We start from the raw sequence: 24,018 nt of genomic DNA on the forward strand, positions 1-24,018 counted from the left end.
CCCTCGGCCGGGGGCTGGCCCGGCGGTGCCGGGTACGCCGCAGGCGCCGGCTGCGTCCCCTCGGCCGGGGGCTGGACCGATGGTCCGGGCGGTCCGGTCTGTTCCGTGGCCGCCGTGTCCCCGGACCCGGTCCCGTCCACCGGGGCCTGGGCCTGCTGTCGGGGTTGGACGGCGGTCACCGGGGTCCCGGCCCCGGTCCCGGTCCCGTCCGCCGAGGGCTGGGCCGGTTCTCCGGGCTGGGCGGCGGTCGCCGGGCTCTTGGCGCCGGCCCCGTCCACGGGCGGCTGGGCCGCCTGCTCGGACCGTGCCCCATCCCCCTGGTGCGGGGGATCGTCCGTGACGGCGGGCCCCGCGGGGCGGATCCGGTCCGTCCACGCCTTGCCGTCCCACCAGCGTTCGGTCGGGGGACCGTCACTTGTCTGCCCGGGGTCCGGATACCACCCGGGAGGAGTCACCTGCGTCATGGGCCCACCGTATGAGGCGTCGGTGAAAGCGCGATGAGAGGACCGCCCCCGATCCGGCACCGAGGCCCGCGCGCCGGCCGGACCCCCGGGCCGGGTCGCCGCCGGCCGCGCCGGCCACCACCAGCCGCACCGGGGGCCTCCGCGCCGGCGGCGGCAGCCGCAGCCCGTCCCGCCCCGGTGTCACCGAGCCCAGCACGCTCGGGTGCCGCGCCCCGGTACTCACCGGATCGGTGCCCGGCAGGCCGCGCGCCGTCAGGAACCCCAGGACGGCGAACGCGTACGCCTCCTTCGCCTGCTCCGGCAGCCCCAGTTCGCCCGAGGTGCGCAGCGCCACCCCCGGCAGGGACCGCCCGAGCAGGTCCATCAGCACCGGATTGCGGGTCCCGCCGCCCGAGGCGATCACCTCCGTCGCACCGGCCGCCCGCACGGCGTCCGCGATCGTGCGGGCGGTGAGCCGGGTCAGCGTGGCGACGACGTCCTCGGCGGGAAGCGTCCCCAGCCCGGCCAGCGCCTCGCGCAGATAGCCGGCGTGGAAGAGTTCCTTGCCCGTCGTCTTCGGCGGGGCGAGCGCGTAGTACGGCTCGGCGAGCAGCCGCTCCAGCAGCGGCCCGTGCACTCGGCCCCGGGCGGCCAGCGCGCCGTCCGCGTCACACGCCAGGCGCCCGCCGCCGAACTCCCGGACGGCGGCGTCGATGAGGGCGCAGCCCGGCCCGGTGTCAAAGGCGGTCCCGTCCGGCGCGGTGAGGTTGGCGATCCCGCCGATGTTCAGCGCGACCGGCGCGCCCGGCCGGCCGCGCAGCCACAGGGAGTCCACCAGGCTGACCAGCGGGGCGCCCTGCCCTCCGGCGGCGATGTCCCGCGGCCGGAAGTCGGCGACCACGGGCAGCCCGGTCGCCTCGGCGATCCAGGCCGGCTGCCCGATCTGAAGGGTGCCGTGCACCCGCCCCCGCTCCACCCAGTGGTAGACGGTCTGCCCGTGCGAGGCGACCAGCTCCGCCGTGCCGCCGCACAGTTCGCGGTCGGCCCGGACGGCCGCCGCGGCGAACGCCTGCCCGATCCGGGTGTCCAGCCGGCACACGTCGGCGAGCGTCACCGCGGCCGGGGGCAGCGCGGCGGCCAGCGCCTCGCGCACCTCGTCGTCGTACGGTTCGCTCACCGTCCCGAGCGGCTCCAGCACCAGGCGGTCCCCGGCCGGGCGCAGATCGGCCGCCGCCGCGTCGATGGCGTCGTACGACGTGCCGGACATCAGCCCGATCACCCGCGTCGACCGCGCCATCCTCGCCGCCCGCACCGCCCCGGTGGCCCACGCCGTCCACGCCGTCCACGGCGCCCGCGGTGTTCTCGGCGTCCCCGGCACGCCCGGTGTCCTCATCAGGTCACCCCGCTTCCCCGGCGGCGTCCGCCCGGCGCCCCGTCCGCCCGGGGGTGGCGGCGAGGGCGAGCGCGCTCACCGCGCAGGTCGCCGCCGCGTAGTACGCGGGGACGTCCACGTTCCCGGTCCGCCCCACGGTCTCGGTGATGACCAGCCCCGCGCACCCGGAGAACACCGCGTTGGACAGCGCGTAGGCCAGCCCCAGTCCCGTGTAGCGCACCCGCGTCGGGAACATCTCCGACAGCAGCGCGGGTCCCGGTCCCGCCATCAGCCCCACCACGGCACCCGCGGCGAGGACGGCCGCGCCCTTCTCGGCGTCCGAGGCGCCGGGGTCCTGGAGCAGGTTCAGCAGCGGCAGGGACGACACCGCCACCAGCAGCGCCCCCGCCAGCATCACCGGCCGCCGCCCGACCCGGTCGCTCAGGAGCCCCGCCGGGAGGATCGTCACCGCGAACCCCGCGTTGGCCAGCACGGTGGCGACCAGCGCCTGGCGGAAGCTCGCGTCCAGGCTGCTTTGCAGGTACGACGGCAGGACGACCAGGAAGGTGTAGCCGGCCGCCGCCCAGCCCATGATCCGCCCGGCGCCCAGCGCGATCGCCGCCGCCACCTCCCGCGCGGGCGGAGTCACCCGCGCCCCCTCCCCGCGGAACGCCGGCGTCTCGTCCAGCCGCAGCCGCAGCCACAGCGCCCCCAGCCCCAGCGGCAGCGTCAGCAGGAACGGCAGCCGCCAGCCCCACGCGCCCAGCTGCTGTTCCGTCAGCACGGTCGCCAGGAACGCCGCCGCGCCCGCCCCGCCGAGCAGCCCGAGCGCCACCGTGAAGGACTGCCACGACCCGTACAGCCCGCGCCGGCCCGGCGGGGCGAACTCCGTCATCACCGACACCGCGCCCCCGAACTCCCCGCCCGCCGACAGCCCTTGCAGGACCCGCAGGAAGGTCAGCAGCCACGGCGCGACGGCCCCGGCCTGCGCGTACGTCGGCAACGCGCCGATCAGCGTCGTCGCCCCCGTCATCAGGGAGATCACCAGGACCAGCACCGGCCGGCGCCCGATCCGGTCGCCCAGCCGGCCGAACAGCGCCGCGCCGACGGGCCGGAAGAAGAACGCCAGCGCGAACGAGGCGTACGTCCTCACCAGGGCCTCGGCCTCGCCGCCGCCCTCGGGCGTGAAGAACCGCTCCGCGATGACCGTCGCGAAGTAGCCGTAGACGCCGAACTCGTACCACTCGATGAGATTGCCCACCGAGCCCGCGACCAGAGCCCGGCGGGCGCGTGCCCCGTCCGGCCCGCCCGGCCGGTCCCGCCGGTCTCCGTCCCCTCCCCGCCTCCGTCCCAACGCCCGCCTCCCGGCCGTTCGTTGACTGCCCGTGGGGTGACGCGTGGCTGGTGGGCGGCCCACCGCACGGCCCGCCTATACCCCGTGTCACCCGTCTCGGCAACTCCTGCCCGGACCACTCACCACTCAGTCCGCCGGGCGGCTACGCTCGGGATCCGTACGTCGTTCGGGCGACTTGGGGAGGTAACGGGATGACGGAGGTACGGCCCACGGCCGCCACCTCGGCTTCCCTGTGGGAGCGCGACGCGGAGATCGCCGCTCTCACGCAGGCGGTCGACGCCCTGCGCGCGGACCGCTCGTCGCCCGGCACGCTCCTGGTGCTCCGCGGCGAGGCGGGACTCGGCAAGACCGCCCTGCTGGCCGAGGCCCGGCGCATCGCCGAACGCGCCGGCTGCACGGTGTGGGCGGCACGCGGCGGCGAGACCCTCCGCTCCGTCCCCTTCAACGTGGTCCGGCAGCTGCTCCAGCCCGCGCTGGTGTCGATGCTCCCGGACGAGGCGCGGGAGTACCTCGGCGACCGGTACGACATCGTCGGCCCCGCCCTCGGCATAGCGGACCCCGGCGCGCGGCAGGCCGACCCCCAGGGCGTCTGCGACGGCCTCGTCACCGCCGTACGCCGGCTCGCCCGGCAGGAGTATCCGCTGGTGCTGCTCCTCGACGACGTCCACTGGGCGGACCAGGAGACCCTGCGCTGGCTCGCCGCGTTCGCCGAGCGGCTGGACGACGTGCCCGTCCTGGTCGTGGTGGCCCGCCGGCCCGGCGAGGTGACCGGCGTGAGCGCCCGCCACCTCGAGACGGTCGCCGCCGCGGCCCGTCCCCTGGCCACGCTCAGCGCCCTCACCCCGGAGGCGACCGCCGGACTCACCCGCGCCACCCTGGGCGCGCACGCCGACACCCCGTTCTGCCGCGAGGTGTGGGCCGTCACCGGCGGCAACCCGTACGACACCGTCGAACTCCTCGCCAAGGTGCGCGACAGCGAACTCGAACCGGTCGAGGCGCGCGCCGGTGAACTGCGCGCCCTGAACCGCGCGGCCCGCGGCGGCGGCCTCGTCTCCCGCCTGGAGGACCTCGGCGTCGACGCCACCCGGTTCGCCTGGGCGGCGGCCATCCTCGGCACCGGCATCACCGTCGACATGGTCGCCCGGCTCGCCACCATGGACCGCGACCACGCCCTCGGCTGCGCCGAGCTGCTGCGGGGCGCCCGCATCCTCACCGAACCCGATCCCGCCGCCGGACCCGCCGGCACCGGCGAGCTGGAGTTCGTGCACCCGCTGATCGCCAGCGCCGTCTACAACTCCATCCCGGACGCGCTGCGCCGCGCCATGCACGGCATCGCCGCCCGGATCGTCACCGACCTGGGACTCGGTGCCGCGGCCGCCTCCCGCCATCTGATCCAGGTCCATCCGGACGACGACCAGGAAGTGGTCGAGCAACTGCGCGAGGCCGCCCGCGAGCACCTCGCCGTCGGCGCCCCCGACGCGGCCCGCCGCTGCCTCGAACGCGCCCTGGAGGAACCGCCGCTGCCCGACGCCCACGCGCGCGTGCTCTTCGAACTGGGCTGCGCCACGCTGCTCACCGCGCCCGCCACGACCATCGCCCACCTGCGTACCGCCCTGACCATGCCGGGCCTGGACGGGCAGGCACGCGTCGACGCCGTCTTCCGTCTCTCCCAGGCACTGCTCCACAACGACCAGCTGGACGAGGCCGTCCGCACGGTCGAGGCGGAGGCCGCCCGGCTCCCCGAAGGGCCGGCCCGGCTGCGGCTCCAGGCCGTCCAGTACATGTGGGAGGGCATCCACGCCGGTGAGACGGTCTCACCGGACCGCTCCGCACGCCTCGCCGGCCTCGCCGCCACCTGCACCGGCCGCGACAACGCCGAGCGGGCCCTGCTTATCCTGCGCGGCTTCGACGCCATGACCCACGGCGAGAACGCCGAGGAGGTCGTCGCCCTGTGCGACCGCGCCCTCGTCAACGGCCGCCTCGCGCCCGGACTCGGCTGGACCGACACCGAGTGGGGCATGGAACCGCTGATGATGCTGGCCAGCACCTACGCCTACACCGACCGCCTCGACCGCGCCGAAGCCCTCTTCACCGACGCCCTGCGCGCCTACCAGACCGCCGGCTGGAGCGGTGGCCACCTCGCCCTCGCCCACGCCTACCTGGGGCTCGGCCACCGCCGGCGGGGCCGCCTGCGGGAGGCGGAAGCAGCCCTGCGCGAGTCGCTGCGCCTGGCCGAACGGGTCGGCCGCGGCCTGCCGCTGTACTGGTCCGCCACCTGCAACCTGGTCGACACGCTGCTCGCCCGCGGCCATGTCGAGGAGGCGTGGTCGATCGCCGAGCAGTACGGCTTCGCCCCGCCGTACCCGTCCACCATCGTGCTGCCCGACCCGCGCTCGGTGCGCGGCCGGCTGCTGCTGGCGGTGGGCCGCACCGAGGACGGCATCGGCGAACTGGAGGCCGCGGAGCAGGCGGCGGCCACCCGCGGCCACCACAACCCGGTACTGGTCCCCTGGGCGGTCGACCTGGCCCGGGCCCTGGCCGGCACCGACCCCGCCCGTGCCGCCCGGCTCGCCTCCGAGGCCCGCCGGCAGGCCGAGCGGTTCGGCACGGACACCGCCATCGGCGAGGCCCTGCGCTGCGCCGCCGCCCTGGAGACCGGGCAGCGCGCGGTCCGGCTCGCCGCCCAGGCGGCCGCCTACCTGGAGGCCTCGCCCTGCCAGTACGAGCACGCCGCGGCCCGCGTCGAGTACGGCATCGCCGCCGGCTCGGCGGCCGAGCTGGAACGGGGCCTGGACCTGGCCCGCTCCTGCGGCGCGGACGGACTGGTGGCACAGGCCGAGGAAGCCCTGGCGATGGCGGGCGCGGCGCTGTAGCGCGCCGCGCCCGGCGGGTCACCCGGCGCCGCCGCCGTCCTCCTCCGCCAGCACCCGCTGGGCCGTCGCGAACGCCGAGTTCGCCGCCGGGACCCCGCAGTACACGGCGGTCTGGAGCAGCACCGCGCCGATCTCCTCGGGCGTCAGCCCGTTGCGCCGGGCCGCCCGCACATGCATGGCCAGTTCCTCGTAGTGGCCGTGCGCCACCAGCGCCGTCAGCGTGATCATGCTGCGCTCGCGGCGGGAGAGCGTCTCGTCGGTCCAGATCTCGCCCCAGGCGTAGCGCGAGATGAAGTCCTGGAAGCGGGCGGTGAAGGGGGTCTGCCGGGCCTGTGCCCGGTCCACGTGCGCGTCGCCCAGCACCGCGCGCCGCACCGCCATGCCCCGCTTCGCGCCCCCGTCGAGGTGCCCGCGCAGCGCCGACAGGACGGCTTCCGGGCGCTCCGCGGGCGCCAGATGAGAGGCGCCCGGGACCTCCACCAGGGTGGCGCCCGGCACCGCGTCGGCGATTTCCCGCAGGTGGGCGGGGGGCGTGGCGGGGTCCTCGCGGCCGGCGATCAGAAGGGTGGGCGCGGTGATGCCGGCGAGCCGGTCGCGCACGTCGAACGCGGCGAGCGCGTCGCAGCAGGCGGCGTACGCCTCCGGGTCGGCGTCCCGGTGGTCCCCGACCAGCCGGGGCACGGTGAAGCCGGGCGTGAACCAGCGGTCGTCGGCGCTCTCGGCGAGGCGGGCCAGGCCCTCGCGCCGGACCAGCGCCGCCCGCTCCTGCCAGGGCTTGGCCCCGTTGAAGTGCGCCGACGAGCAGATCACGGCGAGTGAGGAGACCCGCTCCGGGTGGTGCAGGGCCAGATGGAGGCCGACCGCGCCGCCCAGCGACACCCCCGCGTAGGCGAACCGCTCCACGCCGAGCGCGTCGGCGAGCGCGAGCACCAGACCGGCCAGGTCGCCGACGGTGGCGCCGGCGCGGAGCAGCCCGGCCGGGGAGCCGCCGTGACCCGGCAGGTCCCAGCGGATCACCCGGTGGCCGATGGACAGCTCGGGGGCCACCTGGTCCCACAGGGCGAGGGAGGTGCCGAGCGAGGGCCCGAGCAGCAGCGGGGGAGCGGAGGCGGGGCCTTCGGCGCGGTGATTGAGCAGGGGTGTCAACGTCGCTCCAGAGCACGGTCGGTGAGCGGTCCGGCGGAGCCGGTGTACCGGGCGGGGTCGGTGAGGGCGCCGAGGTCGAGGCCGGAATCCTTCAGCTCCGGCTCCTCGGCGAGCAGTTCGCCCAGAGAGCGGCCTTCGGAGAAGGCGCGCCGGGCGAGCTCGGTGAGCAGCGCCCGGGCGCGGGCCCGCCCGAGCACGGGGGCCAGTTCGGCGGAGAGCCGCTCCGACACGACCAGCCCGTGGGTGAGATCGAGGTGGGCGCGCATGGCCTCGGGCCGCACGCGCAGCCCCTCGGCCAGTTCGGCGGCGTCCCGGGCGGCGCCGCCGGCCAGCCGGAGCAGGTCCCGCAGGGGCTCCCACTCGGCGTGCCAGGCGCCGGCCGGCCGCTCGTCCTCGGCGGCCAGCGAGCCGTACAGTGTGGCGGCGAGCTGCGGGGCCCGCCGGGCCGCCGCCGCGATCAGCGTGGAGCGCACGGGGTTGGCCTTGTGCGGCATCGCCGACGAGCCGCCGCCGCTGCCCTCGGCCACCTCGCCGGTCTCGGTGCGGGACAGCACCAGCACATCCGCGGCGATCTTGCCGAGCGCCCCGGCGGTGAAGGCGAGGCACCCGGCGAGGTCGGCCACGGGCGTGCGCAGGGTGTGCCACGGCAGCAGAGGAACCGCCAGGCCCAGTTCGCGGGCGTACGCCGCGGGCAGCGCGGCCGGGTCCGGTGCGCCGTACGCCCCGAAGGCCGCCAGGGTGCCCGCGGCGCCGCCGAGCTGGGCGGGCAGAGCGCCGCGCACGGCGGCGACGCGGTCGCGGGCGTCGAGCACGAGCGACCGCCACCCGGCGGCCTTCAGCCCGAACGTCGTCGGCACGGCGTGCTGGGTGAGCGTCCGGCCCGGCAGCACGGTGCCGCGGTGCTCGGCGGCCAGCCGGGCCAGCGCCCGCCCGGTGCGCTCCAGGTCGGCCAGGATCAGGTCCAGGGTGCGCGCGGCGACCAGCATCGTCGCCGTGTCCAGGATGTCCTGGCTGGTCGCGCCCCGGTGGACGTAGGGGCCGTACTCCTCGCCGACCGCCTTCGTCAGGTCGGCGACGAGCGGGATCACCGGATTTCCGCCGCCGCGGGCGCGTTCGGCCAGCGAGGCGGTGTCGAAGCGGGCCGGGTCGGCGGCCTCGGTCACCGCCGTCGCCGCCTCGTCCGGGGCCAGCCCGAGCGCGGCCTGGGCGCGGGTGAGGGCCGCCTCCGCCTCCAGCAGCGCCCGCAGGTAGGCGCTGTCACTGGTGGCACCGGCGGCCGGGGAGCCCGCCCACCCGGGGGCGAGCAGGCTCTCACCGGATACTGCTGATGTCACTGGAACTCCAGGAAGACCGTCTCGCCCTCGCCCTGAAGGCGGATGTCGAAACGGTACGTGCCGTTGCCCTCGTCGGCGGCGATCAGCGTGCCGCGCCGCCCCTCCTCCACCCGCGACAGCAGCGGGTCGGCGGCGAGCGCCGCTTCGTCGCCGGGCAGGTAGATCCGGGTGAACAGGTGCACCAGCAGGCCGCGCGCGAAGACGCACAGGCTCAGGTAGGGGGCGTTGGCGCCGCGCGCCCCCGGGCGCAGCGTGCGCGCGTACCAGTGGCCGTCGGCGTCGGTCTGGATCCGCCCGAACCCGGTGAACTCCACGCCGTTGCGCCCGAGGAAGCCGCCGGTGGCCGGGTCCCGGCGCATCGAGCCGTCCGCCGTGGGCAGGTTGCCGTCCGGGTCGGGTCCCCAGACCTCCAGCAGCGCGTCCGGCAGCGGCTTGCCCTCGCCGTCGTACACGTACCCGTGCACGGTGATCGTCTCGGGGTGGCCGAGCGGGGCTATCTCCTCACCGCCGCGGAAGGGCAGCGCGTACCCGTAGAACGGGCCGACCGTGTGCGACGGCGTGGGCAGCACGTTCTCCGGGCTGCTGGTGTCGATCTTCGTCATGGCGGGTCAGCGTCCTTCTTCCATCCAGGTGGCGTGCGGGCCGTCGAGCACGATGTCCCAGTGGTAGCCGAGGGAGAACTCCGGCACCGACAGGCTGTGGTCGTACGTCGCCACCAGCCGCTGCCGGGCGGCGTCGTCCGTCACCGACTGCAGGATCGGGTCGTACGGGAACAGCGGGTCGTTCGGGAAGTACATCTGCGTCACCAGCCGCTGGGTGAACGCCGAACCGAAGACCGAGAAGTGGATGTGGGCCGGGCGCCAGGCGTTGACGTGGTTGCGCCACGGGTAGGGGCCGGGCTGGATGGTGGTGAACCGGTAGAAGCCGTCGTCGTCGGTGAGGGTGCGGCCCACGCCGGTGAAGTTCGGGTCGAGCGGGGCGTCGTGCTGCTCGCGCTGGTGGGCGTAGCGGCCCGCCGAGTTGGCCTGCCAGATCTCGACGAGCTGGCCCCGCACGGGCCGGCCGTCGCGGTCCAGCAGCCGGCCGGAGACGGTGATGCGCTCGCCGATCGGCTCGCCGGAGTGCTGCCGGGTCAGGTCGTTGTCGATCTCGGTGATGTCCCGCTCCCCGAAGGCGGGGGAGGACAGCTCCACCAGCTCCGGGTCCTTGGTGACGTCGATGGCGACCGGCGGCTGCTGGGGGTGGCGCAGCACCGAGGAGCGGTACGGGGCGTAGTCGCGGCGCGGGTGGTGCTCGACGGGCCCGCCGTCGGCGACCCGCTTCTCGTACGCGGCGTGCTCGGCCGCGATCTCCGCGTCGATGTCCTGCTGGGTGAGAGTCATGGGAATTCCTGTGCGCTTCCTGGCGGGGGAGACCTAGCGTTCGAGGACGAGGGCGAGGCCCTGGCCGACGCCGATGCAGAGGGTGGCGACGCCGACTCCGGTGCCCTTGCGGGCGAGCTGGTGGGCGACGGTTCCGGCCAGGCGGGCGCCGGAGGCGCCGAGCGGGTGGCCGAGGGCGATGGCACCGCCCTGGGGGTTGAGGATCGCCGGGTCGAACTCGGGCCACTCGGCCACGCAGCCCAGCACCTGGGCGGCGAACGCCTCGTTGAGCTCCAGCACGTCCAGGTCGGCGAAGGTCCGGCCGGCCTTGGCCAGTGCCCGGTTGACGGCTTCGACGGGAGCGAGGCCGAAGTACTGCGGGTCGGTCGCGGACACGCCGGTCGCCGAGATCCGGGCCAGTGGCTCGCGGCCGGTGGCCTTCAGGCCCTCCTCGTCGACCAGGAGCAGGGCGGCGGCGCCGTCGTTGAGCGGGGAGGCGTTGCCCGCCGTCACCGTGCCCCCGTCGGTGCGGAAGGACGGCTTCAGCCTGGCCATCGCCTCCAGGGAGGCGGTGGGCCGGACGCTTTCGTCGGCGGCGAAGACGACCGGGTCGCCCTTGCGCTGCGGGAGGGTCACGGGGGCCAGTTCGGCGTCGAACAGGCCCTCGGCGCGGGCGCGGGCGGCCTTCTGGTGGCTGGCCAGGGCGAACTCGTCCTGCTGCGCACGGGTGATCTTGTGCTTGTCGGCGATGAGTTCGGCGGACTCGCCGAGCGGGATGGTCCACTGGGGTTCCATCCTCGGGTTGACCATGCGCCAGCCGAGAGTGGTGGAGTACAGCTCGGTGTGCCCGGCGGGGAACGGCTTGTCGCTCTTGGGGAGGACGTAGGGCGCCCGGGTCATCGACTCCACGCCGCCCGCCAGGGCGATGGAGGCGTCGCCGCAGGCGATGGCGCGGGCGGCCTGGACGACCGCTTCGAGGCCGGAGGCGCACAGGCGGTTGACGGTCACTCCGGGCACCGAGGTGGGCAGGCCGGCGAGCAGGGCGGCCATGCGGCCGACGTTGCGGTTCTCCTCGCCGGCGCCGTTGGCGTTGCCGAAGTAGACGTCCTCGATCCGGGCCGGGTCGAGGCCGGGGGTGCGGGCGAGGAGTTCGCGGATCGCGTGCGCGGCCAGGTCGTCCGGGCGGACGGCGGCCAGGGAGCCGTTGTACTTGCCGACCGGGGTGCGGACGGCGTCGACGAGGTAGACGTCCTTCACTTCACGCCCTCCATGGTCGTGATCTTGGCGTCGGTCTTGGCGATGACCTCTTCCACGGTGACGCCCGGAGCCGTCTCGGCCAGTACCAGTCCGTCCTCGGTGACGTCCAGGACGCCGAGGTCGGTGATGATCCGGTTCACGCACCGCTTGCCGGTGAGCGGCAGCGCGCACTCCTCGACGATCTTGGGGCTGCCGTCCTTGGCGGTGTGGGTCATCACGACGATCACGGTGCGGGCGCCGTGCACGAGGTCCATCGCACCGCCGATGCCGGTGACCATCTTCCCCGGGACGGCCCAGTTGGCGAGGTCGCCCCGGGCGGAGACCTGCATCGCGCCGAGGACGGCGACGTCGATGTGCCCGCCGCGGATCATGGAGAAGGAGAGGGCGGAGTCGAAGAAGGAGGCGCCCGGCAGGACGGTGACGGTCTCCTTGCCCGCGTTGATCAGGTCGGGGTCGACCTGGTCCCCGGTGGGGTAGGGGCCGGTGCCCAGGATGCCGTTCTCCGACTCCAGGACCACCTCCACGTCCGCCGGAAGGTAGTTGGGGATGAGGGTCGGCAGGCCGATGCCGAGGTTGACGTACTGGCCGTCCTTCAGCTCGCGCGCGGCGCGGGCGGCCATCTGTTCACGTGTCCAGGCCATCAGTGGCTCACCGTCCCTCGCGCCGCAGGCGCGGAAATCGTACGCCGTTCGATCTTCTTGTCCGCCGCCTGCTCGGGGGTGAGGGCGACGACGCGCTGCACGAAGATGCCGGGCAGATGGACCGCGTCCGGGTCGAGCTCGCCGGGCTCGACCAGCTCCTCCACCTCGGCGATCGCGATCCGGCCGGCCATGGCCGCGAGGGGGTTGAAGTTCCGGCTCGCCTTGTTGAAGACGAGGTTGCCGTGCCGGTCGCCCCGGGCGGCGCGGACCAGGGCGAAGTCGGTGCGGATGCCGCGCTCCAGCACGTACTCCGTGCCGTCGAACTCGCGTACCTCCTTCGCCGGCGAGGCCAGCGCGACGCCGCCCTCACCGTCGTAGCGCCAGGGCAGTCCGCCCTCGGCGACCTGGGTGCCGACGCCGGCGGGGGTGTAGAAGGCGGGGATGCCGGCGCCGCCGGCCCGCAGCCGTTCGGCCAGCGTGCCCTGCGGGATCAGCTCCACCTCCAGCTCCCCGGCCAGGTACTGCCGCGCGAACTCCTTGTTCGCGCCGATGTAGGAGCCGGTCACCCGCGCGATCCGCCCGGCCGCCAGCAGCACCGCCAGCCCGGACTCCATCGCGCCGCAGTTGTTCGACACCACCGACAGCCCGCCGACCCCGCGCTCGTACAGCGCCTGGATCAGCACGTTCGGCACACCGCTCAGCCCGAAACCGCCCACCGCCAGCGACGCGCCGTCCGGTACATCGGCCACCGCCTCCCCGGCCGTGGCGACCACCTTGTCCATCGAGAAGCCCCATCTCTCCGCCAGCACCCCGGGACCAGATGGTCCAGATAGTCAGGGCACTGAGTATTTCAGCGAGGTGTCCCACACGCTGCCACCAGAGAGCTCTACCGTCAAGACCTCGGCAAATGCCGCCTTCGTCGCCGACCGGGTGCACAGACAGTCTCTTGGTGAGCGGGTATCGTTCAGTGCACCAACGAATACGATCACGGGAGCGCACATGGCCGCGGTGGACCTCACCAGCCACCCCGGGCACCTGGCCCGGCGGCTCCAGCAGGCGCACTACCTGCTGTGGAACACGATGGTCTCCGAGGAGATCACCTCGCCGCAGTTCGCGGTCCTCAACGCGCTCGTCGCCGAACCCGGCCTGGACCAGCGCACGGTGGGGGAGCGGGTGGGCCTGGACCGGTCCACGATCGCGGAGGTGATCAGCCGGCTCGGCCGCCGCGGACTGCTCGACAAGGTCCGCGACCCGCGGGACGGCCGCCGCTTCCTGCTGCGCCTGACGGGCGAGGGGCAGCGTACCCACCGCAAGCTGACCGTGCGCACGGCCCGGATGAACCAGGTCTTCCTCGCCCCGCTCTCCGCCGAGGAGCAGACGGTCTTCTTCGACCTGATCCGCCGGGTCGCGGACGCGGCGGAGGGGCTGCGCAACCCCGGGGAGCCGGTGGCCGCGCGGCGCTGACGGGACGGCCCCGGCCGCCGGGCGGGCGCGCGGCCGCCCGGGGGCCCTCACGCCCAGGAGCCGTTTCCGCCGGTCGTCAGCGCGGCGCGAACACCACCCACACCTGGCCCGGGGCGAAGTTCACCGGCGCGCCGTCCGGCGTGGTGAACCGCGTGCCCTCCGCGGCCGAGCCGCGCTTCCAGCGCACGTCGTACGCCCGCCCGTCGCGCAGCACCTGCGCCCGTCCGGAGCCCACCGTCTCCACGTACGGCGTGGTGTTCCCGAGGAAGTCGCGGTAGGCGGAGTCGCGCACCGTCACGTACTGCACGACCACCGTCGCCGGTGCCAGTGGCCCGCCGCCGGGCGTGACGGCGGGTGTGCCGTCCAGGGCGACCAGCCATCCCGCGTGCCGCCCGGACCAGGTGAAGGTGAAGCGGGCCGCCGGGTAGCGCACCGTGCGGGAGGGTGCGGCCACGCCGCCGGCCGGTGCCGCGCCGTAGCGGAAGCCGGTCGTCAGGGCGGCGGCGCCGGGAGCCGAGGGCATCAGCCGGCCGGGGTCCAGATAGAGGTTGTGCGGGGCGGGGCGGCCGGAGTCGCGGACGTACGCGCCCGGCGTCCGGCCGGGCGTCTCGGCCCGCAGCGGCGCCCGGCCGATCAGCGGCAGCAGCCTGCCCTGAGCGCCGGAGAAGGCGAGCGTCGGCCGGCGGAACTGGCCCAGCAGCTCCAGATCGGCCTCCCGTGCGCTGCGCACCGGGCCGACGCTCCGGGGCAGCCGCGTCGCGTACACCGCCATCAGCCGGCTCAGCCCGCCCTCGACCGGTTCCGCGTAGACGACGTCGGCGGCGTCCAGACCCGTCTGCGGCCGGGCCGCGCGCACATTGTCGATCTTCACGGCGAGCACCGGCGCGGCGGTGGTGACCGGGCTCTTCGACGGCTTCGGGTGGGGCCGGGCGAGCACCGGCGCTGCGGTGCCGTCCGGACTCTTGGACGGCTTCGGGCGGGGCCGCCCGTCGTCGCCCTGTCCCGGCCCCGCCGTGCAGCCCGCGCCCAGGGACAGCGCCATCGCCGCCAGCAGCGCCGCCACCGCACCGCGCCGGGCACGCGCCGTTCGTCGCATCCCCACCACCCACCCACCGTCCTGTGTCATCGGTCATGTGCTTCTTGATGCATTTGTGGCCATACCCGACTGCTTGTGATCGAGAGCCGCATTTCGGCTGATCGACCCCACCGGACGGCCCGCGATTCGGCCGAGTGGCCCCCGGGTACTCGGCGACCACTCCAGGACGGACGCGCACGGCGACGGAGGGAGCGCGAGGCGATGAAGGCAGTGACCTGGCAGGGCAAGCGGGACGTGCGGGTGGAGGAGGTTCCCGACCCGAAGATCCAGGAACCGACCGATGCGGTCATCCGGGTCACCTCCGCCGGACTGTGCGGTTCCGACCTGCATCTGTACGAGGTGCTCACCCCGTTCATGACCCCGGGCGACATCCTCGGGCACGAGCCGATGGGCGTCGTCGAGGAGGTCGGCCCCGAGGTACCCGGCCTCAAGCCGGGCGACCGGGTCGTCGTCCCGTTCCAGATCGCGTGCGGCCACTGCTTCATGTGCGGCACGGGGCTGCCGACCCAGTGCGAGACCACCCAGGTCACCGGCGAGGGCATGGGCGCCGCCCTGTTCGGCTACACCCGCCTGTACGGCGCGGTGCCCGGCGGGCAGGCCGAGTACCTGCGCGTCCCGCAGGCGCACTACGGGCCGATCAAGGTGCCGGACGGGCCGCCGGACGACCGGTTCGTGTACCTCTCCGACGTCCTGCCCACCGCCTGGCAGGCCGTCGCCTACGCCGATGTCCCGCAGGGCGGCAGCGTCGCCGTGCTCGGTCTCGGCCCCATCGGCGACATGGCCTGCCGGGTCGCCCAGGCCAAGGGCGCCGGGCGGGTGTTCGGTGTGGACCGGGTCCCCGAACGGCTGCGCCGGGCGCGCGAGCGGGGCGTGGAGACGTACGACCTCAGGTCCTTCGACAGCGAGAAGGAACTGGTCGCCGCGATCCAGGACGAGACCGGCGGCCGCGGCCCCGACGCGGTGATCGACGCGGTCGGCACCGAGGCCCACGGCAGCGCCGCCGCCAAGCTGGTCCAGCAGGGGGCGGCGATACTGCCCCGGGCCATCGGCGGCCGGCTCGCCGAGCGCTTCAGCGTCGACCGGCTCGCCGCCCTGTACACCGCCATCGACCTGGTGCGGCGCGGCGGCACCATCTCGCTGTCCGGCGTGTACGGCGGCATGGCCGACCCGATGCCGATGCTCACCCTGTTCGACAAGCAGATCCAGCTGCGGATGGGGCAGGCCAACGTCCGGCGCTGGAGCGACGACATCCTCCCGTACCTCACGGAAGAGGACCCGCTGGGCGTGGACGACTTCGCCACCCACCGGGTGCCGCTCGCCGAAGCGCCGCACGCCTACGAGATGTTCCAGAAGAAGCAGGACGGCGCGGTCAAGGTGCTGCTGAAGCCCTGACGGGGCGGACCCGCGGCGGTCCAGCCCCGCAGCCGCCCTCAGTCCTGCGGCGGCTCAGCCCCGCGACGACTCGGCCGGCGGCGCGAAGATCTCCGCGAGATCGTAGCGCACCGGCTCCTCCAGCTGGGCGTAGGTGCAGCTCTCCGGCGTACGGTCCGGGCGCCAGCGGCGGAAGCGGGCCGTGTGCCGGAAGCGGGCTCCGTTCTCCATGTGGTCGTAGGCCACCTCGGCGACCCGCTCCGGCCGCAGCGGTACCCAGGACAGGTCCTTCTTGCCGGACCAGCGGCTCGGCGCGCCCGGCAGCCGCGCCGTCTCGTGCGCCGCCTCGTCCGCCCACGCCGCCCAGGGATGCCCGCAGACGTCGTCCATGCGCAGCGGCTCCAGTTCCGCCACCAGCTCGGCCCGCCGCTTCATGGAGAAGGCGGCGGACACGCCCACGTGCTGGAGGGCGCCCCGCTCGTCGTAGAGGCCGAGCAGCAGCGAACCGACGACGGGCCCGCTCTTGTGGAACCGGTAACCGGCGACCACCACGTCCGCCGTCCGCTCGTGCTTGACCTTGAACATGGCCCGCTCGTCCTGGAGGTAGCGCAGGTTCAGCGGCTTGGCGACGACACCGTCCAGCCCGGCGCCCTCGTACTGCTCGAACCAGTGCCGCGCCACCTCGACGTCGGTCGTCGCGGGCGCCACGTGCACCGGGGCGGCGACCTCGGCCAGCGCCCGGACCAGCAGCGCCCGCCGGTCGGTAAGCGGTACGTCGAGCAGGGACTCGTCGTCCAGCGCCAGCAGGTCGAAGGCGACGAAGGAGGCCGGGGTCCTCTCCGCCAGCATCCGCACCCGGGAGTCGGCCGGGTGGATGCGCTCGGTCAGCGCGTCGAAGTCCAGCCGGCCCTCCCGCGCGATCACGATCTCCCCGTCCAGGACGCACCGCTCGGGCAACCGCTCCTGGACGGCCGTCACCAGCTCGGGAAAGTATCTGGTCAGCGGCTTGGTGGTACGGCTGCCGAGCTCGACCTCCGAACCGTCGCGGAAGACGATCGCCCGGAACCCGTCCCACTTCGCCTCGTACTGCATGCCCGGCGGGATCTTCGCCACGGACTTGGCGAGCATCGGCTTCACGGGCGGCATGACCGGCAGATCCATGGTCCGATTCTGCGCGTACATCCCGATCGGTGCCTGATGTGCGAGGTCGGGGCGGTACGCCTACGGTGGCTCGCATGGGCGAAGCGGTGGAACTGGAGGCGGGCGGCCGGACCGTGCGGCTGTCCAACCCGGACAAGGTCTTCTTCCCGGAGCGGGGCTTCACCAAGCTGGACCTGGCCCGCTACTACCAGGCCGTCGCCCCCGGCATCCTGCGCGCCCTGCGCGACCGGCCCACCACCCTGGAGCGCTACCCGGACGGCGTCACCGGCGAGTGGTTCTTCCAGAAGCGGGCGCCCAGGAACATGCCCGACTGGATCCCGACCGCCCACATCACCTTCCCCAGCGGGCGCAGCGCGGACGAGATGTGCCCCACCGAGGAGGCGGCGGTGCTGTGGGCCGCTCAGTACGGCACCCTCACCTTCCACCCCTGGCCGGTGCGGCGCGACGACGTCGACCGCCCCGACGAACTGCGCATCGACCTCGACCCGCAGCCCGGCACCGACTACGACGACGCCGTCCGCGCCGCCCATGAACTACGCGCCGTGCTGGAGGAGTTCGGCGGGCTGCGCGGCTGGCCCAAGACCTCCGGCGGCCGGGGCCTGCACGTCTATGTGCCCATCCGGCCGCGGTGGACCTTCACCCAGGTCCGGCGCGCGGCCATCGCCGCCGCCCGGGAGCTGGAGCGGCGGATGCCAGACCGCGTCACCACCAAGTGGTGGAAGGAGGAGCGGGGCGAACGCATCTTCGTCGACTACAACCAGACCGCCCGGGACCGCACCATCGCCTCGGCCTACTCCGTACGGCCCCGCCCGCACGCCCCGGTCTCGGCGCCCCTGCGCTGGGACGAGGTGGGCGTCGCCCACCCCCGGGACTTCGATCTCGCGACCATGCCCGCGCGCTTCGCCGCACTCGGCGACGTGCACGCGGACATGGACGACCACGCCTACGGCCTGGAGGCCCTGCTGGAGCTGGCCGCCCAGGACGAGCGCGACCACGGGCTCGGCGATCTGCCGTACCCGCCCGAGTATCCGAAGATGCCGGGGGAACCCAGGCGGGTACAGCCGAGCCGGGCGAAGAAGCCGGGCCCGCGCGCGGAGTGACGCGCCGCGGCTACAGCTCCCTGATCCGGACGTCCCGGTACGACACCACGTCGGTCGTGCCGTGGACCTGGAGCCCGATGTAGCCGGCGGCGAAGCGCCGCCCGTCCGTGCCCGGGTCGTCCGCGCGCGGGGGACTGAACTCCTGCCCGCCGGTGTTGTCGAACTCGTTGATCAGCGCGCCGTTGCGGTAGACGGAGTAGTGCTGGCCGACCACGCGGATCTCGTAGTCGTTCCAGGTGCCCTTCTGCGTCACGCCCGCCCCGGCGAGTGAGACGCGGTCGAAGCCGTAGACGGAGCCCGTCTTGTACAGATCGCCACCGGGACTGTCGAACACCTGCACCTCGTGCCCGTACTTGATGGCGGCCCACTCCGGCCGGGACTCCTCCGGGTGGTCGTGGACCCACGGGAACCGCACGAAGACGCCGGAGTTGGCGTTGCCGGTGCCCGGGGCGTCGTCACGCCACTGGAGCCGCAGCGAGAAGTCCCCGTACTTGCGCTCGGGGAACCACAGCATGCCCAGGCCCGCCCGGGTGGTGCCGGAGGTGATCGACCCGTCGGGGTTCAGGGCGAACGAACCCCCGCCGACCTGCTCCCATCTGGCCAGGGACGCGGCGCTGCCGTCGAAGATCTTGCGGTACCCGTCGGTCTGGCCCGGCTCGCCGATCCCGGACCGGCGGGCGGCCCGCTGGATGAGGTCGTACTCGCGCTGGTCGACGGCCCCTTCCTTCAGCAGCGCGTCCAGGACGGTCTTCACATGCTTGAGGAACAGCGCCTGGGACGTCCACTCCTTCTCGTCCTCGATCAGCTCGCCGATCCGGCACCGGTTGTCCGTCACCCGGTTGGGCACGCCCGAGTCGACCGTGCCGACGATCACCGTCAGCCGCTCGTCGTACTCCGGGCAGGGCGGCGCCGGCACCCCGCCGCCCGCCACCACCGTGAAGCTCACGGTGCGCGGCGCGGAGGTGTTGCCCGCCTTGTCGCTCGCCCGGTAGGCCACGGTGTGCGGGCCCGCCCGGTCGACGACCACGGGCCCGCCGTACGCCAGATAGGGGCCGCCGTCGAGCGAGTACTCGATCCGGTCCAGGCCCGAGCCGCCCTCGTCCGTGGCGCTCACGGTCACCCGGGCGCTGCCGACGTACGCCCCGTCGGAGTTCCTCGTGCCCTCCACCGTCGCGCCGGTGACCGGAGCGGTGGTGTCCTGCGGGGGAGCGGCGGCCACGGTGAAGGTGACGCTCCGGTCCGCCGCCGCGTTGCCCGCCTTGTCGGTGGCGCGGTAGCGCACGGTGTGGGTGCCCGCCTGGTGCACCATCACGGGGGCGGTGTACGGCTGCCAGGCGCCGTCGCCGATCGCGTACTCGACGGTGCTGACGCCCGACCCGGTGTCGGAGGCGGAGACCGTCACGGTCGCCGTGCCCACGTACGCCCCGTCCGCGTTCCGCTCCCCGCTCACCGTCGCCGACGTCTCCGGCGGAACCGTGTCGTCCGACGGCGGCGGGACGACCGTGAAGGTCACGCTCTTCTCCGCGGCGGCGTTGCCCGCCTTGTCGAAGGCCCGGTAGCGGATCGTGTGCGTGCCGGCCCGGTCGACGACGACCGGTGTCGTGTACGGCTGCCAGGCACCGGTGCCGCCGATCGCGTACTCGATCCGCTCGACGCCCGATCCGCCCGCGTCGGTGGCGCCGATCGTGACGCTCGCCGAACCGACGTAGGCGCCCTCGGCGTTCCGCGTGCCGGTGACCTCCGCCGTCGTCTCGGGCGCGGTCGTGTCGGTGCCGCCGCCCTCGGTCACCACCAGCACGCCCTTCATCTCCCCGTGCCCGGGGATCGTGCAGTGGTAGAGGTAGCGGCCGGGGGAGAGGGTGACCTCGGCGGTGTGCCGGCCGCCTCGGTCGTCGAGGGGGCTGGCCAGGATGTTGAGCTGGACGTCGCCGTTGTACTCCGGGTCGCTGGTCACGAACGTCAGCGTGTGCGGCATGGCGGTGGTGTTGCCGGTCGCCTCGCTGTTCTCGAAGACGATGGTCGCCGGTCCGGCCACCGCCGTCTGCGGCGCCGACGTGTAGCGGGTGATGTCGTCGCCCGCGGTCCAGGTCAGGACCTGTCCGGCGGTCGCGCCGGCGGCCTCGGGCCGTCCGGCCGCGGGCACCGCCTGGAGCCCCAGCACCATCAGCAGGCCCGCCAGCAGGGCGGCCCAGACTCTTCGCTGCCGTATCACCGCGTCCCCCTCGCCAGCCGGTCGGCCGGCGGGGTGGGCCCGCCGCCCGTGTAGGTGACCCGCCACAGGGCCGACTTGGAGTCGGAGGTGAAGAATCCGCGCCCGTAGTCAAGGAGGTACAGCGCGCCGTCCGGGCCGAACTTCCAGTCCATCAGGTTCCGGATGCCGTCGCTGCCGACCGGCACGATCCTCTTCAGCGACTCCGCGTGCACCGGCACCCCGCCGTCACCTTGCGTCTTCGGGTCCATCAGTACCGCGTTGCGCGGCTGGTCGCCGTCGTAGAAGTCGCCGACGAACCACTTGCCGTCCCAGTACCGCGGCCACCGGGCCGCGCTGTCGCTCGCGGCGTCGAACCGGTAGACGGGACCGTTCATCGCCGCCTGGCCGCCGCCCTTGAGCCACGGCAGCCGGTAGGCGGCCTCCGCCTGCCGGTAGGAGGGGACGCCGTCGGCGTCGCGCGGGAAGTCCGGGCCGCCGCCGTCGGGCGCGTACCAGATGTTGTTGCCGGTCACCGGGGGCAGATCGACCAGCCCGTCGTTGTTGGGCGACTCGTTCCTCGGACGGTCGCAGTCGTACCAGCCCAGCGGCTGCGACGGATCGGGCAGGTTGCGGTCCCGGTAGGGCTGCTTGTTGCCCACGCAGTACGGCCAGCCCCGGTTGCCCGCCTCGGTGATGACGGCGAACTGGTCGTACTTGGCCGGCCCCCAGGCAGGCGACGGGCTGCTCGCGTCCGGGCCGACCCAGCCCGCGTAGAGGATGTCGGTCGACTTGTCGACGAAGATGCGCGCCGGGTTGCGGACGCCCATCACATAGATCTCGCCGCGGGTCTTGCCGCCGCCCTCGTCGGTCTCCTCGCCGGTGAAGAGGTTGCCCTCGGGGATCGTGTACGTCCCGTCCGGCTCCGGGTGGATGCGCAGGATCTTGCCGTTGAGGTTGTTGGTGTTGCCGGCGGTGCGGCGGGCGTCGGCGAAGGAGACGCCCTTGAAGTTCGGCTGCGGGTTGTTGCCGGAGTAACCGCCGCTGAAGCCGCTGGAGTTGTTGTCACCGGTGGCGATGTACAGGTTGCCCCGGGAGTCCCAGGCCATTCCGCCGCCGGCGTGGCAGCAGCTGTGGATCTGCACCGGCCAGTGCAGCAGCACCTTCTCGCTGCCCGGGTCCAGCGTGCCGGTGGCCTCGTCGAAGGTGAACCGGGAGACGCGCCGCTCGGCCATGTGGGTGTCGCGGTTGATCCGGGAGTGCGGTGTGTAGTGCAGATACACCCACCCGTTCTCCTGGAACCGCGGATCCAGCTCGATGCCGAGCAGCCCCTCCTCCACCTTGACCAGTTCCTCGCCGCCGCCCTTGTTGCCGAAGACCGTCAGCTCGCCCGCGAGCGTGACCTTCTTCGTCCCCGGGTCGTAGACGTGGATCTGGCCCTTGCCCTTGCCGATGTCCGGGTCGCTCCAGTCGGTGACCACCGGCTGGGAGGCGTCGGCGCCGCCGCGGCCGATGTAGAACACCCGGCCGTCGGGGGCGGTGACCAGGCCGTGCGGCTCGCCGATCTGGTCATTCTGCCCCGGCTGGTTGGGCCGGGTCAGCCGCTCCGCCTGGTAGTTGCCGCTGATGGTCGCCTTGCAGTCGGCCCGCACCAGCCGGGTGGTCCACAGGAGCGCCCCGCGCAGGTGCTCGCGGAAGTCCGTCTCGTCGTACGACGACACGGTGCCGCCCATGCCGGTGTAGAAGGAGCGCCCGCCGTCGTAGTCCCGGCACCAGCTCACCGGGTGGTCCCAGCCGTTGGCGCTCGCGCCGGGCCGGTACGTCGACTCGCGCACCCGTGCCACGGTGTGCACCTCGCCGGAGGGGTTCTTCACCCAGTTCAGCCACGTGTCCGGCCGCTTCCACTGCACCGGCAGATCCCTGGTGGCCGGGTGGAGCCGGTCGCCGACCTCGACGGTGGCCCGCTGGACTTCCGCCGGGCTGGAGGTGGCCGGGCGGGCGCCGACCAGCCCCGTGAACCAGTCGGAGTACGGCTCGGCGCGCGCCGCGTCGTGGATGCCGACGAAACCGCCGCCGGCCTCCATGTACGCCTCCAGGCCCGCCTCCTGTTCCGGGTCGAGCACATCGCCGCCGCCGGTCAGGAAGACGACGGCGTTGTACCGGCTGAGCCTGCGGTCGTCGGTGAACACCGCGGCGTCGTCCGTGGCCTCCACCCGGAAGCGCTGCCCCGCCGGGCCGGACAGGCCGATCTGCTCGATCGCCGCGATACCGGCGTTGACGAGCGGCGACTCGTCGCCAGGCGCGGCCGACCCGTAGAAGATCAGGACGCGGACGTTGGCGCCGCCCGGCGGCGAGGTGATCGACATCGTTGTCAGGGACGGATCGGGCGCCGGGCGGGCGCTGGCCGCCGGTCCCGACAGGAGCCCGGCGGCCACGGCCCCCGCGGTCAGGGAGGCCGCCCAGACCCGTCTCCTGTGGCCGGCGGCGCCCGCGGTGCCACCCGTGTCTCCGGGGCCCCCGGCGCTCAAGGTGCTTCGTGCGCTCGATGCTCGTAAGCGCATGGATTCGCGATGCGATGTGAAGCGCATGCGGTCACCCACCCCTCCTGGGTCGCGACGGCAGCAACAGCGCCATGGAAGCTAGACCTCTTTGCGCGGTTCGCCAATAGATATGACCGGGATGCCACGAACTTTGTCCTGAGTGTGGATAAACGGGTCGGTGCCCGGTACGGTCGCACCGGCTCATCACAGCCACGTCCCGGCACGTTCCTTACCAGCGTGGGGAGTTCGGCATGGACAGACGCAGCTTCAACCGGCGGATGCTGCTGGGGGGCGCGGCCGCGGCGACATCGCTGCCGCTGGTGTCCGAGTCCGCCGGCACCGCCGACGCCGCCACCGCCGCCGCGCTGCGGACGGCCCCGGCCGGGGGTGAGGTGAGGCACCTCAAGCTGTACGCCGAGAAGCTGCCCGACGGGCAGATGGGCTACGGCCTGGAGAAGGGCAAGGCGACCATCCCCGGCCCGCTGATCGAACTCAACGAGGGCGACACGCTGCACGTCGAGCTGGAGAACACGATGGACGTGCGGGCGAGCCTGCACGTCCACGGCCTGGACTACGAGATCTCCAGCGACGGCACGAAACCGAACAAGAGCGACGTGGAGCCGGGCGGCACCCGCACCTACACCTGGCGCACCCACGCACCCGGCCGCCGCAAGGACGGCACCTGGCGGGCGGGCAGCGCGGGCTACTGGCACTACCACGACCATGTGGTCGGCACCGAGCACGGCACCGGCGGCATCCGCAAGGGCCTGTACGGCGCGGTGATCGTCCGCCGCGAGGGCGACTTCCTGCCGGACCGGACGCACACCGTCGTCTTCAACGACATGCTCATCAACAACAGACCCCCGCACACGGGACCGGACTTCGAGGCCACCGTGGGCGACCGCGTGGAGTTCGTGGTGATCACGCACGGCGAGTACTACCACACCTTCCACCTGCACGGTCACCGCTGGGCGGACAACCGCACGGGCCTGCTCACCGGCCCCGAGGACCCGAGCCAGGTCATCGACAACAAGATCACCGGCCCCGCGGACTCCTTCGGCTTCCAGGTGATCGCGGGCGAGGGAGTGGGCGCCGGGGCGTGGATGTACCACTGCCACGTGCAGAGCCACTCGGACATGGGGATGGTGGGGCTGTTCCTGGTGAAGAAGGCGGACGGGACGATTCCCGGGTACGACCCGCACGACCGCGGACACGCCTCCCAGCCGTCGCCGAGCCCGGGAGCGGACGCCTCTCACGCGCACTGACGGGCGGGGGCGGGCTCTCCCGCGACGGCCGGCGCCACACGCCGTCGCCGCC

Annotated in this window: 18 protein-coding genes and 1 pseudogene; 5 read left to right on the plus strand and 14 right to left on the minus strand. The window is 73.9% G+C overall.

Features of this window, described 5'->3' with window-relative positions; genetic code table 11:
* Positions 1-341 precede the first annotated feature (341 nt).
* From AB0L74_RS05780 to AB0L74_RS05790, 3 genes and pseudogenes are all read right to left on the minus strand, one after another.
* Positions 342-464, minus strand: a pseudogene (locus AB0L74_RS05780) (DUF2510 domain-containing protein); the annotation flags it as partial.
* Entirely contained in the window at positions 412-1,740 is a 1,329-nt protein-coding gene (locus AB0L74_RS05785; RefSeq protein ID WP_365646056.1) for an anhydro-N-acetylmuramic acid kinase, read from the minus strand. The pseudogene AB0L74_RS05780 and the gene AB0L74_RS05785, both read right to left, overlap by 53 nt.
* 100 nt (positions 1,741-1,840) lie before the next feature.
* On the minus strand, positions 1,841-3,076 hold the full coding sequence (locus AB0L74_RS05790) for an MFS transporter (protein WP_365645937.1): 1,236 nt from the start codon (positions 3,074-3,076) through the stop codon (positions 1,841-1,843).
* A gap of 284 nt (positions 3,077-3,360) precedes the next feature.
* Here AB0L74_RS05790 and AB0L74_RS05795 point away from each other — a divergent pair, with 284 nt between their 5' ends.
* Positions 3,361-6,042: an AAA family ATPase gene (locus tag AB0L74_RS05795; RefSeq protein ID WP_365645939.1), complete on the plus strand. Its 2,682-nt coding sequence runs from the start codon at positions 3,361-3,363 to the stop codon at positions 6,040-6,042.
* Positions 6,043-6,060: 18 nt separating this feature from the next.
* On the opposite strand, the gene pcaD is transcribed toward AB0L74_RS05795, so the two are convergent.
* From pcaD to AB0L74_RS05830, 7 genes are read right to left on the minus strand one after another with little or no spacing between them, the layout of a single operon-like run.
* Positions 6,061-7,188, minus strand: coding sequence for a 3-oxoadipate enol-lactonase (gene pcaD / locus AB0L74_RS05800; RefSeq protein WP_365645941.1), 1,128 nt, complete (start codon positions 7,186-7,188; stop codon positions 6,061-6,063).
* Positions 7,185-8,522 carry a 3-carboxy-cis,cis-muconate cycloisomerase gene (gene pcaB, locus AB0L74_RS05805; protein WP_365645943.1) on the minus strand — a complete coding sequence of 446 codons (1,338 nt, stop codon included), beginning with the start codon at positions 8,520-8,522 and terminating at the stop codon, positions 7,185-7,187. The genes pcaD and pcaB overlap by 4 nt, the downstream gene beginning before the upstream one ends.
* The gene (pcaG, locus tag AB0L74_RS05810; RefSeq protein WP_365645945.1) at positions 8,519-9,124 is read right to left on the minus strand and encodes a protocatechuate 3,4-dioxygenase subunit alpha; all 606 of its coding nucleotides are present in this window, start codon (positions 9,122-9,124) and stop codon (positions 8,519-8,521) included. The genes pcaB and pcaG overlap by 4 nt, the downstream gene beginning before the upstream one ends.
* A gap of 6 nt (positions 9,125-9,130) precedes the next feature.
* Positions 9,131-9,904: a protocatechuate 3,4-dioxygenase subunit beta gene (gene pcaH / locus AB0L74_RS05815; protein WP_365645947.1), complete on the minus strand. Its 774-nt coding sequence runs from the start codon at positions 9,902-9,904 to the stop codon at positions 9,131-9,133.
* A 33-nt stretch (positions 9,905-9,937) separates the two neighbouring features.
* Positions 9,938-11,140 (minus strand): thiolase family protein, encoded by a 1,203-nt coding sequence (locus AB0L74_RS05820; protein WP_365645949.1) that lies wholly within the window; start codon positions 11,138-11,140, stop codon positions 9,938-9,940.
* Positions 11,137-11,781: a CoA transferase subunit B gene (locus tag AB0L74_RS05825; RefSeq protein ID WP_365645951.1), complete on the minus strand. Its 645-nt coding sequence runs from the start codon at positions 11,779-11,781 to the stop codon at positions 11,137-11,139. Before AB0L74_RS05825 ends, AB0L74_RS05820 begins: the two co-directional genes overlap by 4 nt.
* Entirely contained in the window at positions 11,781-12,563 is a 783-nt protein-coding gene (locus AB0L74_RS05830; RefSeq protein ID WP_365646058.1) for a CoA transferase subunit A, read from the minus strand. The genes AB0L74_RS05825 and AB0L74_RS05830 overlap by 1 nt, the downstream gene beginning before the upstream one ends.
* 217 nt (positions 12,564-12,780) lie before the next feature.
* Here AB0L74_RS05830 and AB0L74_RS05835 point away from each other — a divergent pair, with 217 nt between their 5' ends.
* Positions 12,781-13,245, plus strand: a complete 465-nt coding sequence (locus tag AB0L74_RS05835) for a MarR family transcriptional regulator (protein WP_365645953.1) — start codon at positions 12,781-12,783, stop codon at positions 13,243-13,245.
* Between the two features lie 76 nt (positions 13,246-13,321).
* Here AB0L74_RS05835 and AB0L74_RS05840 read toward each other — a convergent pair whose 3' ends face one another.
* A complete protein-coding gene (locus AB0L74_RS05840) occupies positions 13,322-14,341 on the minus strand; it encodes a DUF3048 domain-containing protein (RefSeq protein WP_365646060.1) in 1,020 nt (339 codons plus the stop codon).
* A 201-nt stretch (positions 14,342-14,542) separates the two neighbouring features.
* Here AB0L74_RS05840 and AB0L74_RS05845 point away from each other — a divergent pair, with 201 nt between their 5' ends.
* Positions 14,543-15,733, plus strand: a complete 1,191-nt coding sequence (locus AB0L74_RS05845; protein ID WP_365645955.1) for a zinc-dependent alcohol dehydrogenase — start codon at positions 14,543-14,545, stop codon at positions 15,731-15,733.
* Positions 15,734-15,787: 54 nt separating this feature from the next.
* Here the strand turns inward: AB0L74_RS05845 and AB0L74_RS05850 are convergent, their stop codons facing one another.
* Complete coding sequence (locus tag AB0L74_RS05850) at positions 15,788-16,873, minus strand: ATP-dependent DNA ligase (protein WP_365645957.1); 1,086 nt, start codon at positions 16,871-16,873, stop codon at positions 15,788-15,790.
* Positions 16,874-16,947: 74 nt separating this feature from the next.
* On the opposite strand from AB0L74_RS05850, the gene ligD reads away from it, so the two are divergent.
* Positions 16,948-17,973: a non-homologous end-joining DNA ligase gene (gene ligD / locus AB0L74_RS05855; protein ID WP_365645959.1), complete on the plus strand. Its 1,026-nt coding sequence runs from the start codon at positions 16,948-16,950 to the stop codon at positions 17,971-17,973.
* A 10-nt stretch (positions 17,974-17,983) separates the two neighbouring features.
* On the opposite strand, the gene AB0L74_RS05860 is transcribed toward ligD, so the two are convergent.
* Both AB0L74_RS05860 and AB0L74_RS05865 read right to left on the minus strand, forming a co-directional pair.
* Positions 17,984-20,137: a family 16 glycoside hydrolase gene (locus tag AB0L74_RS05860; RefSeq protein WP_365646062.1), complete on the minus strand. Its 2,154-nt coding sequence runs from the start codon at positions 20,135-20,137 to the stop codon at positions 17,984-17,986.
* Positions 20,138-20,181: 44 nt separating this feature from the next.
* A complete protein-coding gene (locus tag AB0L74_RS05865) occupies positions 20,182-22,611 on the minus strand; it encodes a ThuA domain-containing protein (RefSeq protein WP_365646064.1) in 2,430 nt (809 codons plus the stop codon).
* A 341-nt stretch (positions 22,612-22,952) separates the two neighbouring features.
* Here AB0L74_RS05865 and AB0L74_RS05870 point away from each other — a divergent pair, with 341 nt between their 5' ends.
* On the plus strand, positions 22,953-23,966 hold the full coding sequence (locus AB0L74_RS05870; RefSeq protein ID WP_365645961.1) for a multicopper oxidase domain-containing protein: 1,014 nt from the start codon (positions 22,953-22,955) through the stop codon (positions 23,964-23,966).
* Positions 23,967-24,018 lie beyond the last annotated feature (52 nt).

It is taken from the genome of Streptomyces sp. NPDC052020 (genome assembly GCF_040680575.1).
Classification (GTDB): Bacteria; Actinomycetota; Actinomycetes; order Streptomycetales; family Streptomycetaceae; genus Streptomyces.